Here is a 16,318-nt window from a genome sequence, read left to right on the forward strand (position 1 = left end):
TTTTCGCTGCGGCGCGGGGTGTGCATATTACGCTTTCCCGCTTCAGAGTCAAGCGTTTAATTTGCTTTTCTCTGCTGACCCGGCGGCGTGTGTGCCGTTGTTCCGTGTCAGTGGAGGCGCATTATAGGGAGTTATTCTGAAGTGACAAGCACAAAATACAAAAAACTTTTCGTTCGCTCACTTTTCAAACTCCACGCTTAAATACGCCGCGATTCGGGTGATAAATGCGCGATTTCCCGGGCAAAACTGCTCACCTGCGTCCAGTCGGTATAAACCACTTCTTTACGCGTATCGGTTTCACCGCCGGTCATTTTCATAATCAGCCGAATCATAAAGCGGTCATACCAGCGATAGCGGGGATAACGCAGCGCCCCTGCAAAGACGGCACACACGTCTGGCTGCCATGGCGAATTCAGCAAAAACTTGCGCGTGTAGCTGTTGGTCTGCGGTGTACGCTTTTCAGGTTTGCGGGCCACCAGATTGACCGAGTAGAACGCCCCGGGCAGCTTATTGAGCGCTGCCGTATGCTTTTTCACAAAGCGATCCAGCGCAGGATGGAAATGCCCGTAACGGATAGACGCCCCAATCACCACGCGGTCGTAATCCTGCCAGGCGATTTGCTCCGTACGGTTCAGGTTCACCACATCAGAGTAAATGCCCAGCTCTTGTAGTTCAGAAGCCAGATAAGAGGCAATCTCACGCGTTTGCCCGTCTCGCGTAGAGAATAGAATAAGTGTTTTCACCGACGACTCCTTACTCGCGCCAGAATGTTGGGGTGAACAGCACCAGCAGCGTAAAGACCTCAAGACGCCCAAACAGCATATTGGCGATTAGGATCCATTTCGCGACCGGGTTCATACTGGCAAAGTTATCCGCCACGACCCCCAGGCCAGGCCCGAGGTTATTAAGTGTTGCCACAACGGACGCAAAGGCAGAGAAATCATCCACCCCCGTCGCGATGATTGCCAGCATACTGACGATAAAGACCAGGGCATACGCCGAGAAGAATCCCCACACCGCTTCGAGAATACGTTCCGGCAGGGCACGGTTGCCCAGCTTGATGCTATAGACTGCATTTGGGTGAACCAGGCGTTTTAATTCACGGTTCCCCTGCTTGAAGAGCAGCAGAATACGAATCACCTTCAGGCCACCGCCCGTCGACCCTGCGCAACCACCAATAAATGCCGAGCACAGCAGCAGCACAGGCAGGAACAGCGGCCAGCGTGCAATGCTGTCCGTGGTAAAACCTGCGGTTGTCGCCATCGACACCACCTGGAAGAACGCCTGGTTTAGCGTGGTCAGCGCCGAGTTATAGACATCGTGGAACCAGAGCACCAGCGTACAGATGACCACCAGCGTGAGCTGGACGCCAATAAACATACGGAACTCCGGGTCGCGCCAGTACACCTTCAGGCTACGTCCGCTGAGTAATGAGAAGTGTAGACCGTAGTTACAGCCGGAGATCAGCAGGAAAATAGCAATAATGGTGTTGATCGTTGGACTATCAAAGTAGCCCACACTGGCATCGTGGGTAGAGAACCCGCCGATGGCGATTGTCGCGAAGCTGTGCCCGATGGCATCGAACGCGGGCATACCGGCAAACCACAGCGCCAGCGCACAGGCAACGGTCAGTAAAACATAAATCAGCCACAGGGTCTTCGCCGTCTCGGCAATACGCGGGCGCATCTTGTTATCTTTCAGTGGCCCCGGCATTTCTGCCCTGTACAACTGCATGCCCCCGACGCCCAGGATAGGAAGGATGGCCACCGCCAGAACAATGATCCCCATACCACCGAACCATTGCAGCATCTGGCGATAAAAGAGAATGGCGTGGGGTAACGAATCCAGCCCAACCAGCGTAGTCGCGCCGGTAGTCGTTAAGCCGGAGAAGGATTCAAAAAAGGCATCCGTGATGCTCAGATTGGGCTGTTCAGAGAAGATAAAGGGCAGCGAACCGACGCTTCCCAGCACCGTCCAGAACAGCACCACAATCAGAAACCCTTCACGTGATTTCAGCTCACCTTTCTGACGACGGTTTGGCCACCACAGCAGCGAGCCAATCGCCAGCGCAACAAAGAAGGTCTGGGTAAATGCCCGCCCCGCGCCGTCCCGGTAGATAAGCGCCACCAGTCCTGGGAGAATCATCGTCCCGGAAAAAAGTATGACCAGCAGTCCAACGATTCGGGTTATGGCACGAAAATGCATCTCTGCCGCTTCCTTTGGTATTCAAAAAGTGAGGTGGGGATTATTCTTCAATCGGCAGCAATTGCAACGAACCGCGACTAAAATCCGCCAGTTTTGCCGAAAAAGCAGCCTGTTCAGCCTGAGGAAGCGCCACGCGCAATTGCACCATTGCCTGGTAATCACTGTGTGCAATCACACCGTTAAACTGTTTAAGCAGCGCTTCGACACCCGATAGCTGGGCGTAGTCGCACAACAAAGTATATTCGGTGAGTGGCGTTTTGCGGGTAGTGACCAACATATTAAGCGCCTGCTGTACGCCCCCGCCATACGCTTTCACCAGCCCACCGGTACCTAATAGAATGCCGCCGTAGTAGCGAACAACCACGGCGGTGATTTCACCCACGCCACTGCCCATGAGCTGGGAAAGCATAGGTTTGCCGGCAGTACCCGCCGGTTCACCGTCATCAGAAAAACCCAGCTGCTGCGAATCGTCTGGCGGCCCGGCGACCCACGCCACGCAGTGGTGACGGGCGTCGGGATGCGCAGCGCGGACAGACTCAACAAACGCCTTTGCCGCCTCTACGCCATCGGTATGTGCCAGCAGCGTAATAAAGCGGCTTTTCTTGATTTCTTCAACAAAGGTGACCGGCTCAGCCGGTATCAGCCAGCTTTCCATCAGGCCAGCTTCAGGTCTCGCGTCATATTCTCGATACCGTTCTCATGAATCACGACGTTATCTTCGATACGAATACCGCCAAACGGTTTCAGCGCGTCAATTTTTTCCCAGTTGAAGTGCTTGCTGAACTGACCTTCGCGCCATGGCGCTAACAGCGATTCGATAAAGTAGATACCCGGCTCGATGGTCAGCACCATGCGCGGCTCAAGGATACGCGTGCAGCGCAGGTAAGGATATTTAGACGGCGCGGCGAGGTGCGTGCCGGTATCATCCTGCATAAAGCCCGCAACATCATGAACCTGCAGACCCAGCTGGTGGCCGATGCCGTGCGGCATAAAGGGCCCGGTCAGATCGTTTTCGACCATCGCCTCTTCGCTCATGTCTTTCACGATCTGGTGTTTACGCAGCAGTTTAGCGATGCGCTGATGGAACTGGATATGGTAATCCACATAGCTGGTTCCGGCTTTCATGGTGCTGATAAGCGCCAGTTGCTCATCGTTAACGTCTTTAATCAGATGCGCAAAATCGGTATCCGCATTGGCCGCCCAGGTACGGGTCAGGTCAGCCGCGTAGCCGTTGTACTCTGCGCCTGCGTCCAGCAGGAAGCTGCGCATCTCAGACGGCACATGGTGATCCAGTTTGGTGTAATGCAGAACAGAGGCATGCTCATTCAGGGCGACGATGTTGCTGTAAGGCACATCGGTGTCACGGTGACCGGTCGCGGTGAGGTACGCCTGATTGATATCGAACTCGCTCATACCGGACTGGAAGGCTTCATGCGCTGCACGGTGACCATTCACCGCCGTTTTTTGCGCTTCACGCATGCAGTAAAGTTCGTAGTCGGTTTTATACGCGCGGTAATAGTGCAGGAAATCCAGCACCCCTTTCGGGTTGAGTTTGTCTGCCGGGATATCCAGACCCAGCGCACGCTCCGGGACCGGGCCAATGTAGGCAATATTGCCACGCGCGGCAGGCAACTGGCTGCCAATACCGTCGGCTTTTGGTAAAGCCATGACGTCCACTTCTTCTGTCCAGAAGCTGGTCGGCAGCGGCTCAACGTTGTGCCAGTAATCCACAGGCAGATAGAACCACAGTTTCGGCTTGTTCACGCCATCCACCAGCAACCAGCAATTTGGCACCTGTGTTACCGGCACCCAGGCTTTAAACTGCGGGTTAACCTTAAACGGATACGCATGGTCATCCAGAAAGGTATTCATCAGCTCGCCAGAGTGGATTAACAGCGCATCCAGCTTAAAGCGGGCAAGTACATCACGGGTACGTTCCTGTAGGGTAACGATATGATTTTTATAAAGCGAAGCCAGTGAGTCCATCATTCTTCCTTTCGTTTTTTTGACCTCAAGTCCTCGCATCTTAGCACACCTGTCTCCGGCTGCGTGATTTCCACCGACCGTGATCAATGCAGCAATTTCTTAATGAGTAATTTGCATTTTATTAACACAAATCCCACACTCCGACTCATCTGGTATGACCAGATCCACTTGCTGGATTCAGGAGACTGACATGCTCTACAAAGGCGACACCCTGTACCTCAACTGGCTGGAAGATGGCATTGCCGAACTGGTGTTCGATGCCCCCGGCTCAGTCAACAAGCTTGATACCGCGACGGTGGCCAGTCTTGGCCAGGCGCTGGATGTACTTGAAAAACAAACTGATTTAAAGGGGCTGCTGCTGCGCTCGAACAAAGCGGCCTTTATTGTTGGTGCCGATATCACCGAATTTCTTTCACTGTTCCTGGTGCCTGAAGAACAGCTGAGCCAGTGGCTGCACTTTGCCAACAGCGTCTTTAATCGTCTGGAAGATCTGCCTGTCCCGACCCTTTCCGCCGTTAACGGCTACGCGCTGGGCGGCGGCTGTGAATGCGTGCTGGCCACCGACTACCGCCTCGCCACGCCGGATCTGCGCATCGGCCTGCCGGAAACCAAACTGGGCATTATGCCGGGCTTTGGCGGCTCCGTACGTATGCCGCGCATGCTGGGTGCCGACAGCGCGCTGGAAATTATTGCCGCAGGTAAAGATGTTGGCGCAGAGCAGGCGCAAAAAATCGGCCTGGTTGATGGCGTCGTGAAGCCAGAAAAACTGATTGAAGGCTCCCTCGCCATTCTGCGTCAGGCCATTAACGGCGATCTCGACTGGAAGGCCAAACGCCAGCCGAAACTGGAGCCGTTAAAGCTCAGCAAGATTGAAGCAGCCATGAGTTTCACCATCGCCAAGGGCATGGTGATGCAGACGGCGGGTAAACACTACCCGGCGCCGATCACGGCGGTGAAAACTATCGAAGCCGCAGCCCGCTTTGGCCGTGACGAAGCCCTGAAACTCGAAAACCAGAGCTTTGTCCCGCTGGCACATACCAATGAAGCCCGCGCGCTGGTGGGTATCTTCCTCAACGATCAGTTCGTGAAAGGCAAAGCAAAACAGCTGACGAAAAACGTTGAGACGCCAAAACATGCGGCGGTACTTGGCGCTGGCATTATGGGCGGCGGCATCGCTTACCAGTCCGCCTGGAAGGGCGTGCCGGTGGTGATGAAAGACATCAGCGAGAAATCCCTGACGCTGGGGATGACCGAAGCAGCCAAGCTGCTCAATAAACAGCTGGAACGCGGCAAAATTGACGGTCTGAAACTCTCAGGCGTGATCTCTACTATCCAGCCCGTACTGGAATACACCGGTTTTGACCGCGTCGATGTGGTGGTTGAGGCCGTGGTAGAGAACCCGAAAGTGAAGAAAGCGGTGCTGGCCGAAACGGAAGAGAAAGTGCGTCCGGAGACCGTACTGGCCTCTAACACCTCGACGATTCCGATTAGCGAGCTGGCAAGCGTCCTGAAGCGCCCGGAAAACTTCTGCGGAATGCATTTCTTCAACCCGGTGCATCGCATGCCACTGGTCGAAGTGATCCGCGGCGAAAAAACCTCTGACGACACCATCGCAAAAGTGGTGGCGTGGGCCAGTAAGATGGGCAAAACCCCGATTGTGGTCAACGACTGCCCGGGCTTCTTCGTCAACCGCGTACTGTTCCCTTACTTCGCTGGTTTCAGCCAGCTGCTGCGCGACGGCGCGGACTTCCGCAAAGTCGACAAAGTGATGGAAAAACAGTTCGGCTGGCCGATGGGGCCGGCGTATCTGCTAGATGTGGTTGGCATTGATACCGCGCATCACGCGCAAGCGGTTATGGCGGCGGGCTTCCCACAGCGCATGCAGAAAGATTATCGCGATGCGATTGACGCCCTGTTTGACGCCAACCGCTTTGGTCAGAAAAACGGTCTGGGCTTCTGGCGCTATAAAGAAGACAGCAAAGGCAAACCGAAGAAAGAAGAAGATCCGGCGGTGGATAGCCTGCTGGCCGGGGTTAGCCAGCCAAAACGTGACTTCACGGACGATGAAATCATCGCCCGGATGATGATTCCGATGATCAACGAAGTGGTGCGTTGCCTGGAAGAAGGCATTATCGCCAGTCCGGCAGAAGCCGATATGGCGCTGGTCTATGGCCTGGGCTTCCCTCCGTTCCACGGTGGCGCGTTCCGCTGGCTGGATACGCTCGGCAGCGCCCGCTATCTCGATATGGTGCAGCAGTATCAGCACCTCGGCCCGCTGTATGACGTGCCGGAAGGGCTGCGTAATAAAGCGCGCCATAACGAATCCTATTACCCAGCAGTTGAGCCAGCCCGTCCGGTTGGCGAGCTGAAAACGGCTTAAGGAGTCACAATGGAAAAGGTTGTCATTGTTGATGCGATTCGCACCCCGATGGGCCGTTCAAAAGGCGGCGCATTCCGTAACGTGCGCGCAGAGGATCTCTCAGCGCACCTGATGCGTAGCCTGCTGGCGCGTAATCCGGCGCTGGACCCGGCTGCGCTCGACGATATCTACTGGGGCTGTGTGCAACAGACGCTTGAGCAGGGCTTCAACATCGCCCGCAATGCTTCGCTGCTGGCGGAGATCCCACATTCGGTGCCGGCAGTTACCGTCAACCGTCTGTGCGGCTCCTCAATGCAGGCACTGCATGATGCGGCGCGTATGATCATGACCGGTGACGCGCAGGCCTGCCTGGTCGGCGGCGTGGAGCACATGGGCCATGTGCCAATGAGCCACGGGGTCGATTTCCACCCGGGCATGAGCCGTAACGTGGCGAAAGCCGCAGGAATGATGGGCCTGACCGCTGAAATGCTGTCCCGCCTGCACGGAATTAGCCGTGAAATGCAGGATACCTTCGCCGCGCGTTCTCATGCTCGTGCATGGGCCGCCACGCAATCCGGCGCGTTTAAGAATGAGATCATCCCGACCGGCGGCCATGATGCTGATGGCGTTCTGAAGCAGTTCAGCTACGACGAAGTGATCCGCCCGGAAACCACCGTTGAAGCGCTATCCACCCTGCGCCCGGCGTTTGACCCGGTCACCGGTACGGTCACGGCAGGTACCTCGTCGGCGCTGTCTGACGGAGCGGCCGCGATGCTGGTAATGAGCGAAAGCCGCGCCCGCGAGCTGGGGTTAACGCCTCGCGCCCGGGTGCGCTCAATGGCGGTGGTAGGCTGCGATCCTTCTATCATGGGTTACGGCCCGGTTCCGGCCTCGAAGCTGGCGCTGAAGAAAGCGGGATTGACCACCAGTGATATCGACGTGTTCGAGATGAACGAAGCCTTCGCCGCGCAGATCCTGCCGTGCATTAAAGATCTGGGGCTGATGGAGCAGATCGACGAGAAAATTAACCTCAACGGCGGCGCGATCGCCCTCGGTCACCCGCTGGGCTGCTCCGGGGCGCGTATCAGCACAACGCTGATTAACCTGATGGAACGCAAAGACGCGCAGTTTGGTCTGGCAACGATGTGTATTGGGTTGGGTCAGGGTATCGCAACGGTGTTTGAGAGAGTGTAAGGCTATAACGTAGGCCCGATAAGCATCGCGCCATCGGGCTTTTGCCGGGAGGTGCTGCGCTTTCCCGGCCTACGAGAGGTACCTCGCCGCAAGTGACGCCATTTGCGAAGAGAGACAGTTTAGTTGCCGTTCTTCCCGCCTGTCAGGGGCGGGTTTTTTATTTAGATAAACGCAAAAGCATCGCCAAACAGACGATCTTCACGCGCATCTCGTTCGTTACAGAACAGGTCACGGGCAATTTTCGCCATCTCAAAGCGGCCAGCGATATAGATATCGTGCCCTGCCAGCGTGCCATGATCCTGCAGTACCGCCGTCAGCACTGTGCCGCTACGCCCACGCCAGCCCTCTTCCGGCTGCTCAACCACCGGTTCAACACGCAGGTTGGGATGGTTAACGCTCAGCGCTTCAAGCTCAGAGAGATCGTAGAGATGTTTCTCTTCGCGGCCACCCCAGTAGATAGTGATATCACGGTTCGGGTTACGCGCCAGGGCCGTCAACAGAATAGAGCGCACGTAGGAGAAGCCTGTACCACCGGCAATCAGGATCAGCGGACGGTCTTCATCGTCACGCAGCCATGCATCACCGTGTGGAATATCCACCACGATCTCGCGCTCTTTAAGAATGCGGTCCATGACGGCCATTGCATACAGGTTAAGCTCTGACGCACCAATATGAAGCTCAATAAATTCCTGCTCCGCTGGCGTTGAGGCCATAGAGAAAGGACGCTTATCACGTTCATCCATCACGACCATCAGGTACTGACCAGCACGGAAAGAGAATGCCGCTTCAGGCACTAAACGGACGCGATATACGGTGTCGGTGATAGCATCTACCGAGGTCACTTTACAGCTTAAGGTTGTCATTCGCTCTCTCTGTCGGGAAGTCTATAGGGCTTAACGGTCAGCCTGCGGTTTACCGTTATTCATTATGGCCAGTTCGTCCCAGATCGCGTCAATTCGCGCGGTCACAGCAGGATCTTTCTTGATCGGGCGACCCCATTCACGGTCGGTTTCGCCAGGCCATTTATTTGTGGCATCCAGTCCCATTTTTGAGCCAAGACCGGAGACCGGCGAGGCAAAATCCAGATAATCTATCGGCGTGTTTTCCACTAACACCGTATCGCGCGCCGGATCCATTCGCGTGGTAATGGCCCAGATAACATCATTCCAGTCGCGGGCGTTAACGTCATCATCGCAGACAATCACAAATTTGGTATACATAAACTGGCGCAGGAAAGACCATACGCCCATCATCACGCGTTTAGCGTGACCAGGATACTGCTTCTTCATTGTGACCACCGCCAGGCGATACGAGCATCCTTCCGGCGGCAGATAGAAATCAACAATTTCCGGGAACTGCTTTTGCAGGATCGGCACAAACACTTCATTCAGCGCCACACCCAGTACTGCAGGTTCATCCGGTGGACGTCCGGTATAGGTGGAGTGATAAATCGCATCTTCACGCTGGGTAATGTGCGTGACGGTAAACACCGGGAAGTTATCCACTTCGTTATAATAGCCCGTGTGGTCACCGTACGGGCCTTCGGGTGCCAGCTCGCCCTGTTCAATGTAACCTTCCAGGACAATCTCTGCACTCGCGGGCACTTCGAGGTCGTTAGAGATACACTTCACGACTTCCGTTTTGGTGCCACGCAGCAGTCCTGCAAAGGCATATTCAGAGAGTGTATCCGGCACTGGCGTTACCGCGCCCAGAATGGTGGCGGGGTCGGCCCCTAACGCAACTGAGACCGGAAAACGCTCGCCCGGGTGTGCAGCGCACCACTCCTGGAAATCCAGCGCGCCGCCGCGATGCGACAGCCAGCGCATGATGAGCTTATTCTTGCCAATCAGCTGCTGGCGGTAAATACCCAGATTTTGACGCTCTTTATGCGGCCCGCGTGTGACGGTGAGCCCCCACGTAATGAGTGGCGCGGCATCTTCAGGCCAGCACTGCATGATCGGGATTTTGGTCAGATCTACCGCATCCCCTTCCAGCACTTTCTGCTGGCACGGCGCGCCGCGCAGACGTTTGGTTGGCATGTTCAGCACCTGCTTAAACTGCGGCAGCTTGTCGAACAGATCGCGGAAGCCTTTCGGTGGCTCCGGCTCTTTCAGAAACGCCAGCAGTTTACCCACTTCACGTAACGCTGTGACGTCCTCCTGGCCCATGCCCAACGCCACACGGCGAGGGGTTCCAAACAGGTTGCACAGCACCGGCATTGAATAACCCTTCGGGTTTTCAAACAGAAGCGCCGGGCCACCGGCACGCAGGGTGCGGTCAGCAATTTCTGTCATTTCCAGATAAGGATCGACAGGAAGCGTAATGCGTTTGAGTTCGCCCTGCTTTTCCAGCAGCGTCAGGAAGTCGCGGAGATCGTGGTATTTCATGCAGTTAATCATGGCCTCTCTGTAAGCGCTTCATTATACGGCGTAAGCCTGCGTGATGCTGTAATTTTGTTAAATTAGCGTGAACTTCTGCATCCTGTTCCCTTTTCGGCCATTATAATCAACTTAGCGATCCCGCCAGGGTTTTGATATGCTTGCGCCCGAAACTAAGGGAAAGAGTGATTATGCAGGCCTGGTATTTACTGTATTGCAAACGCGGGCAACTTCAGCGCGCGCAGGAACATTTAGAACGTCAGTCTGTAAATTGCCTGACACCCGTGATCACGCTTGAAAAAATGCAGCGCGGGAAGCGCACAACCGTCAGTGAGCCGCTATTTCCGAACTATTTGTTCGTGGAATTCGACCCGGAAGTGATCCACACCACCACCATCAGCGCCACGCGCGGCGTCAGCCATTTTGTTCGTTTTGGTGCGCACCCGGCAACGGTGCCGTCGACGGTGATCCATCAGCTTTCGGTTTATCAACAACCTGAAGATATTACCGACCCGGAAACCCCGTACGCGGGAGACAGTGTCGTCATCACCGAAGGTGCCTTCGAAGGCCTGCAGGCGATTTTCGCCGAGCCGGACGGTGAAGCACGCTCCATGTTATTGCTCAATCTGCTTAATAAGCAGGTGCTACAGAGCGTGAAAAACACCGACTTCCGCAAAGTTTAAAAATCAATGCCAAACAGGCGACGCACGTTGTCATCCGTCTGCGCAGATAACCCGTGCGGATCCTCTCCGCGCCACTGCGCCACGCTCGTAACAATATGCCCCAGCCATGCCGGTTCGTTACGTCGCGATGCCGGTTTTGGTTTGATATCACGCGGCAATAAATAAGGCGCGTCGGTTTCGAGGAGCAACCGGTCGGCCGGGATCACCGGCAACAGTTCGCGAAGCTCCAGCCCGCGGCGCTCATCGCACACCCAGCCAGTAATCCCCAAATAAAGCCCACGATCCAGACAGTCCAGCGCCTCCTGACGTGAACCGGTAAAACAGTGCAGCACCGCGCCTGGCAGTTTATCCAGCCAGGGATCCAGCAGCGCGAGGAAGCGCTCATGCGCGTCGCGACAGTGCATAAACACCGGCATTTCAAGCTCGGCCGCCAGGGCGAGTTGCGCCGTGAATGCTTTTTCCTGTTCGGCAGGGGTGGAAAAATTGCGGTTGAAATCGAGCCCACATTCCCCGATAGCCACCACTTCGGGGGTTTTCGCCAGCCTGTGAATGATATAAGCGCTCTCCGACGTCCACTGGCTGCTGTCATGAGGATGCACGCCCGCGGTAGACCAGCAACGGTCGTAGCGTTGGGCCAGCTGTTGCGCCTGCTCGCTTTCATGCAGGTTGGTGCCTGTCAGCAGCAGACCTTTTACGCCGGCGGCAAACGCGCGCGCCACGACGTCGTCGCGATCTTTGGCAAACTGTGAACTGGTCAGGTTAAGTCCAATATCAAACATGCAATTCCCCATATGACAACCGCCCTGACGGGCGGCTGGTTTTACTCTTCAGTGCTCTTTTCAGAGACGTCGTCTTCGTCCTCTGACCGACGCCCTTTCCCCACATAGAAACGTGAGAAGAAGACGCCTACCTCAAACAGACAGTACATCGGTATGGCCAGCAGCGTTTGCGAGAAGACATCGGGCGGCGTCAGCAGCATGCCGACCACAAATGCGCCGACCAGAATATACGGACGCTTTTTACGCAGGTCTTCTGGTGTGGTTACACCCACCCAGCAAAGCAGCACAATCGCAACCGGCACTTCGAACGCCACGCCGAATGCCATAAACAGCGCCATCACAAAGCTGAGGTAGCTGGCAATATCGGTCGACACCTGTACCCCTTCCGGCGCGGTATGCGTCAGGAAGCCAAAGGCCAGCGGGAAGACAACAAAATAGGCAAACGCCATGCCGATATAGAACAACAGCGAGCTGGAGACCAGCAGTGGGATCACCAGTTTGCGTTCATGCTTATACAGAGCGGGCGCCACAAACGCCCAGATCTGATACAGCAGGATGGGTGCAGAAGCGATCAACGATACCCAGAACGTGAGCTTAATGGGCGTAAAGAACGGCGAAGCAACGTCCGTCGCGATCATCGTTGCGCCCAGCGGCATCTGCTTTATCAGCGGCGCGGAGACAACCTGGTAGATGTCGTTGGCGAAATAAACCAGGCATAAGAAAATAACGAAAACCGCAATAATGCAGTTTAACAGGCGCTTACGCAGCTCAATGAGGTGCGTAATGAGCGGTTGAGTATCATCTACTGCCATGTTTACGCTTTATCACTCGACGAGGGGGATGATTCGGTAACAGGCGCGGCGGGCTTTGCTTCAGCCGCGTTGACCACAGGGTCTTCCGGCTGCGCCTGTTTTTTCAGTTCAGGTTCCTGCGGCGTATGTTCAGGCGCGGTGGCCTGATGCTCCGCGCTGGCAGGCGTTACGCCCTCGCGCTGCGCTTCACTATTTTTCACCACCGGGTTATGGATGGTGTTCGCTTCATCGCTCGCTTTTTCAGGATCGTTAACGCTGTACGAGCGCTTCATGGATTCTGCCGCTTCGCGCAGTTCATCCATGGAGGCTTTCAGTTCCGGCGTCAGGTTATCCATGCTCGCCTTCTCAACCTTTTTCAGGCTTTCCTGAAACTCCTGCAGCTTAAGTTCCTGCGCCAGCTCGTTCTGTACGGTGGATGCCAGCGAACGAAGCGCACGCACCCACCCCACAACCGTTTTTACTGCAACGGGTAAACGCTGTGGCCCCAGCACGATGAGGCCAATCACAAAGACCAGCAGCAGCTCACTAAAACCAATGTCGAACACGACTTACACCTGCTCTTTATCGTGGCGTTTAGCGTCTTCCTTTTTGGCATCTTCTTGCTTGTCGGAGATGGATTTAGCAGTAAAGTCAGCGTCCTGGCTGGTTTTATCCTGCTTGCTCTCATCATCGCTCATTGCTTTCTTGAAGCCTTTGATAGACGCGCCCAGATCGGAACCGATAGAACCGAGCTTTTTGGTGCCAAACAGCAGCACGACGATGACGGCAATAATGACTAATTGCCAGATACTGATACCACCCATACATATTCCTCAGAGATAGATGATTAATTAGTCAGACCGCATTATACGTATGCGACCTGGTGATAGCGATGCCTGTTCAGCGCGTCTTTCTCCAGCCAACGAACCAGACCACTATTCCGGCAGCCATTAGCCAGGCGGGCATCATCTGCCAGTCCGGACGGTTGATTAACAACAACGTACCACTGAGCAGCAGGGTTGCGCCAATGCCAAACAGATAGCGAGACTGGCCCTGGCGTACGCGGTTTGACTGAAGCTCGTGGGCGATTTTATCCATGCTGAGCTGAAGGTTCTTGCTCTGACGCAAACTGTCATACACCAGTTCAGGAAGTTCCGGCATTTTTTCAACCCAGAACGGGGCTTTCTCTTTGAAAGCCCGCACCAGAGCCGGAATGCCAACCTGATCCTTAATCCAGGATTCCAGGAACGGTTTCGCGGTCTTCCACAAGTCTAACTGAGGATAGAGCTGTCGACCTACACCTTCAACGTAAAGTAATGTTTTCTGAAGTAAAACAAGCTGTGGCTGCACTTCCATATTGAAGCGGCGAGCGGTGTTAAACAGATTCAGCAACACGTGACCGAACGAGATTTCCGCCAGCGGTTTTTCAAAAATCGGTTCACAGACGGTACGGATGGCAAACTCAAACTCTTCGACATTGGTGTCCGGCGGAACCCAACCTGAGTCAACGTGCAGTTCAGCCACTTTACGGTAGTCGCGATTAAAGAAGGCGATAAAATTCTCCGCCAGATAACGCTTATCTTCTTTATTGAGCGAGCCGACAATACCGCAATCAATGCCGATATATTGCGGGTCGTCCGGATGCTCATAGCTCACAAAGATATTGCCCGGATGCATGTCTGCGTGGAAAAAGCTGTCGCGGAAGACCTGAGTAAAGAAGACCTGTACGCCACGTTCGGCCAGCAGCTTCATGTTCGTTCCCTGTTTCTCCAGGGCCACGACATCCGAGACGGGAATACCGTAAATACGTTCCATGACCATCATGTTCTGGCTGCAGTAGTCAGAATAGACTTCAGGAACATACAGCATCGGGCTGTTTTCAAAATTGCGCCGTAGCTGAATGGCGTTTGCCGATTCGCGCAGCAGGTTTAGTTCATCGATCAGCGTTTTTTCATATTCCCGTACCACTTCCAGCGGGCGCAGGCGGCGTCCGTCAGGGAGCAGACGCGGAACCCAGCGCGCCAGACGATAGATAAGCTTCATGTCCGCTTTGATGATCGGCAGAATATCCGGGCGGATAACTTTGATAACGACTTCTTTGCCATTCTCTTTCAGACGCGCGGTGTGCACCTGGGCAATGGAGGCAGAAGCCAGCGGCTGAATGTCGAAATCGTCGAACCAGGTCTCAACAGGAATATTGCCCATCGCCTCTTCGATCTGTTTTTTCGCGCGCACGCCGTCAAACGGGGCCACGCGATCCTGCAGCAGTGCCAGCTGATCGGCAATCTGGGGCGGGAAAAGATCGCGACGGGTCGAGAGCATTTGGCCGAATTTAATCCATACCGGGCCCAGCTCCTGTAGCGCCAGACGCAGGCGTTCACCCAGCGGCTGTCCTTTGTGGCGATTAGGCATCCAGAACAACATCCGCCGCCAGATACGAAGCGGCAGCGTGATACGCATTTTGGGGATAAGCTCGTCGAGCCCGTAACTCAAAAAGGTGTGGACGATAAAATAGAGGCGCCGAATTTCACCAGGCGTCATTTGCCCTCCAGTTTTTCCAGCCGTTTGGTTAACGCATCAACCGCACGTTCAACAGCCGCAGTCTCTTCCGCGAACCAGGCCACTTCCAGCGGTCCAGGGGCCATACGCCACTCTTCAGTCAGCACTTCTGCCGCATAGCGCTGCTGACGTTGCAAGCTTTTACGCAGGAAGGCGGTACCACCATGCAGGGCTTTGCCGATCCCTTCCGCTGCAATGTCGCCAATAAATGGGGCAAGCAGTTCCGCCGGGTCAAACTCGGCCAGATCGCTGAGCGCAACGAAATTTTGTACGACCTGAATGTCGCCTTCCACTTCCAGCTCACCGCTGCGGATCAGCGCCGTCAGTTGCTGGCGGTCACGCAGTTTTGGCAGCACGCTCATGCGCGTGATGACAGAGCAGTCGGCGTCTCCTTCCCACTCCACCAGAACATCAAGCTGGCGTTCGCTGAAGACCAGCACAAGCGGCGTCGAGAACTCTTTTAAAACGATCCGCAATACCTTCCCGTTAAGTCGCTGCCGCGCGGCTTTTAGCGCTGGCGCACGATAGAGAAAGGCATTCAGTACATTCTCGATGCCTGCGGTGACTAAGGGTTTAAAGGGCACAGGACACCTCCACTCAGAACTTATAACCGCGATGCAGTGCGACGACACCCGCCGTCATGTTGAAATACTCAACGTTTTCAAACGCCGCATCCTGCATCATGGCCTTCAGGGTGTCCTGATCCGGGTGCATGCGAATGGATTCCGCCAGATAGCGGTAGCTTTCTGCGTCGTTTGCCACCAGTTCGCCAATACGCGGCAGAACATGGAATGAATAGGCGTCGTAAGCTTTGCTCAGTGGCTCGATAATCGGTTTGGAGAACTCAAGCACCAGCAGACGTCCGCCCGGCTTCAGCACGCGATACATTGAGCGCAGCGCTTTTTCTTTATCGGTGACGTTACGCAGGCCAAAAGAGATAGTGATGCAGTCAAAGGTATTGTCCGGGAACGGCAGCGCCTCGGCGTTTGCCTGCACATATTCCACATTCCCCACCACGCCGATGTTACGCAGCTTCTCACGCCCCATTTTCAGCATGGAGTCGTTAATATCAGCCAGAACAACACGCCCGGTTTCACCCACCAGACGGGAGAATTTCGCGGTCAAATCGCCCGTGCCGCCGGCAAGGTCCAGTACCGTTTGTCCACGACGCACACCGCTACAGTCGATGGTGAAGCGCTTCCACAAGCGATGAATGCCGAATGACATCAAGTCATTCATCACATCGTACTTCGCCGCCACGGAATGAAATACGTGGGCCACCATGTCAGCTTTCTGCGCTTTGGCGACAGTCTGAAAGCCAAAGTGCGTTGTGTCTTGTGAATCGTCAACCATCTCAGAGCCTGCTTATCAGTAAAATGTTCGT

At 55.1% G+C, this 16,318-nt stretch carries 16 protein-coding genes; 3 read left to right on the top strand and 13 right to left on the bottom strand.

Going from position 1 to position 16,318, the window contains the following annotated elements; translation table 11 throughout:
• Positions 1-197: 197 nt before the first annotated feature.
• From hemG to pepQ, 4 genes are read right to left on the bottom strand one after another with little or no spacing between them, the layout of a single operon-like run.
• A complete protein-coding gene (gene hemG, locus ACMWKA_RS19960; protein ID WP_048972348.1) occupies positions 198-743 on the bottom strand; it encodes a menaquinone-dependent protoporphyrinogen IX dehydrogenase in 546 nt (181 codons plus the stop codon).
• A 10-nt stretch (positions 744-753) separates the two neighbouring features.
• Positions 754-2,205 carry a Trk system potassium transporter TrkH gene (trkH, locus tag ACMWKA_RS19965; RefSeq protein ID WP_013099227.1) on the bottom strand — a complete coding sequence of 484 codons (1,452 nt, stop codon included), beginning with the start codon at positions 2,203-2,205 and terminating at the stop codon, positions 754-756.
• 40 nt (positions 2,206-2,245) lie between these two features.
• Complete coding sequence (locus ACMWKA_RS19970) at positions 2,246-2,860, bottom strand: IMPACT family protein (RefSeq protein WP_013099228.1); 615 nt, start codon at positions 2,858-2,860, stop codon at positions 2,246-2,248.
• Positions 2,860-4,191 (bottom strand): Xaa-Pro dipeptidase, encoded by a 1,332-nt coding sequence (gene pepQ, locus ACMWKA_RS19975; protein ID WP_284156436.1) that lies wholly within the window; start codon positions 4,189-4,191, stop codon positions 2,860-2,862. Before pepQ ends, ACMWKA_RS19970 begins: the two co-directional genes overlap by 1 nt.
• A gap of 190 nt (positions 4,192-4,381) precedes the next feature.
• On the opposite strand from pepQ, the gene fadB reads away from it, so the two are divergent.
• Together fadB and fadA are read left to right on the top strand one after the other, a co-directional pair.
• Complete coding sequence (gene fadB / locus ACMWKA_RS19980; protein WP_013099230.1) at positions 4,382-6,571, top strand: fatty acid oxidation complex subunit alpha FadB; 2,190 nt, start codon at positions 4,382-4,384, stop codon at positions 6,569-6,571.
• Between the two features lie 9 nt (positions 6,572-6,580).
• Positions 6,581-7,744, top strand: coding sequence for an acetyl-CoA C-acyltransferase FadA (fadA, locus tag ACMWKA_RS19985; protein WP_020688730.1), 1,164 nt, complete (start codon positions 6,581-6,583; stop codon positions 7,742-7,744).
• Between the two features lie 161 nt (positions 7,745-7,905).
• Here fadA and fre read toward each other — a convergent pair whose 3' ends face one another.
• Positions 7,906-8,607, bottom strand: coding sequence for an NAD(P)H-flavin reductase (gene fre / locus ACMWKA_RS19990; protein WP_013099232.1), 702 nt, complete (start codon positions 8,605-8,607; stop codon positions 7,906-7,908).
• A gap of 30 nt (positions 8,608-8,637) precedes the next feature.
• Positions 8,638-10,140, bottom strand: coding sequence for a 4-hydroxy-3-polyprenylbenzoate decarboxylase (ubiD, locus tag ACMWKA_RS19995; protein ID WP_161496900.1), 1,503 nt, complete (start codon positions 10,138-10,140; stop codon positions 8,638-8,640).
• A 173-nt stretch (positions 10,141-10,313) separates the two neighbouring features.
• Here ubiD and rfaH point away from each other — a divergent pair, with 173 nt between their 5' ends.
• Positions 10,314-10,805 carry a transcription/translation regulatory transformer protein RfaH gene (gene rfaH / locus ACMWKA_RS20000; RefSeq protein ID WP_013099234.1) on the top strand — a complete coding sequence of 164 codons (492 nt, stop codon included), beginning with the start codon at positions 10,314-10,316 and terminating at the stop codon, positions 10,803-10,805.
• Here the strand turns inward: rfaH and tatD are convergent.
• The 7 genes from tatD to ubiE all read right to left on the bottom strand — a co-directional run bounded on the left by tatD (position 10,802) and on the right by ubiE (position 16,287).
• Positions 10,802-11,584, bottom strand: coding sequence for a 3'-5' ssDNA/RNA exonuclease TatD (tatD, locus tag ACMWKA_RS20005; protein ID WP_040021405.1), 783 nt, complete (start codon positions 11,582-11,584; stop codon positions 10,802-10,804). The two genes, rfaH and tatD, sit on opposite strands and share 4 nt — an antisense overlap.
• Positions 11,585-11,625: 41 nt before the next feature.
• The gene (gene tatC / locus ACMWKA_RS20010) at positions 11,626-12,396 is read right to left on the bottom strand and encodes a Sec-independent protein translocase subunit TatC (RefSeq protein WP_013099236.1); all 771 of its coding nucleotides are present in this window, start codon (positions 12,394-12,396) and stop codon (positions 11,626-11,628) included.
• A gap of 2 nt (positions 12,397-12,398) precedes the next feature.
• Positions 12,399-12,941 (bottom strand): Sec-independent protein translocase protein TatB, encoded by a 543-nt coding sequence (gene tatB / locus ACMWKA_RS20015; protein ID WP_023621768.1) that lies wholly within the window; start codon positions 12,939-12,941, stop codon positions 12,399-12,401.
• 3 nt (positions 12,942-12,944) lie between these two features.
• Positions 12,945-13,199 carry a Sec-independent protein translocase subunit TatA gene (gene tatA, locus ACMWKA_RS20020; protein ID WP_013099238.1) on the bottom strand — a complete coding sequence of 85 codons (255 nt, stop codon included), beginning with the start codon at positions 13,197-13,199 and terminating at the stop codon, positions 12,945-12,947.
• 76 nt (positions 13,200-13,275) lie between these two features.
• Positions 13,276-14,916: a ubiquinone biosynthesis regulatory protein kinase UbiB gene (ubiB, locus tag ACMWKA_RS20025; RefSeq protein ID WP_020688734.1), complete on the bottom strand. Its 1,641-nt coding sequence runs from the start codon at positions 14,914-14,916 to the stop codon at positions 13,276-13,278.
• A complete protein-coding gene (ubiJ, locus tag ACMWKA_RS20030) occupies positions 14,913-15,518 on the bottom strand; it encodes a ubiquinone biosynthesis protein UbiJ (RefSeq protein WP_414760541.1) in 606 nt (201 codons plus the stop codon). The genes ubiB and ubiJ overlap by 4 nt, the downstream gene beginning before the upstream one ends.
• Before the next feature lie 13 nt (positions 15,519-15,531).
• Positions 15,532-16,287 (bottom strand): bifunctional demethylmenaquinone methyltransferase/2-methoxy-6-polyprenyl-1,4-benzoquinol methylase UbiE, encoded by a 756-nt coding sequence (gene ubiE / locus ACMWKA_RS20035; RefSeq protein WP_013099241.1) that lies wholly within the window; start codon positions 16,285-16,287, stop codon positions 15,532-15,534.
• Between the last annotated feature and the right edge of the window lie 31 nt (positions 16,288-16,318).

It is taken from the genome of Enterobacter sp. 03-F-07-AD-ECC (assembly GCF_047530935.1).
Taxonomy (GTDB): Bacteria; Pseudomonadota; Gammaproteobacteria; order Enterobacterales; family Enterobacteriaceae; genus Enterobacter; species Enterobacter cloacae.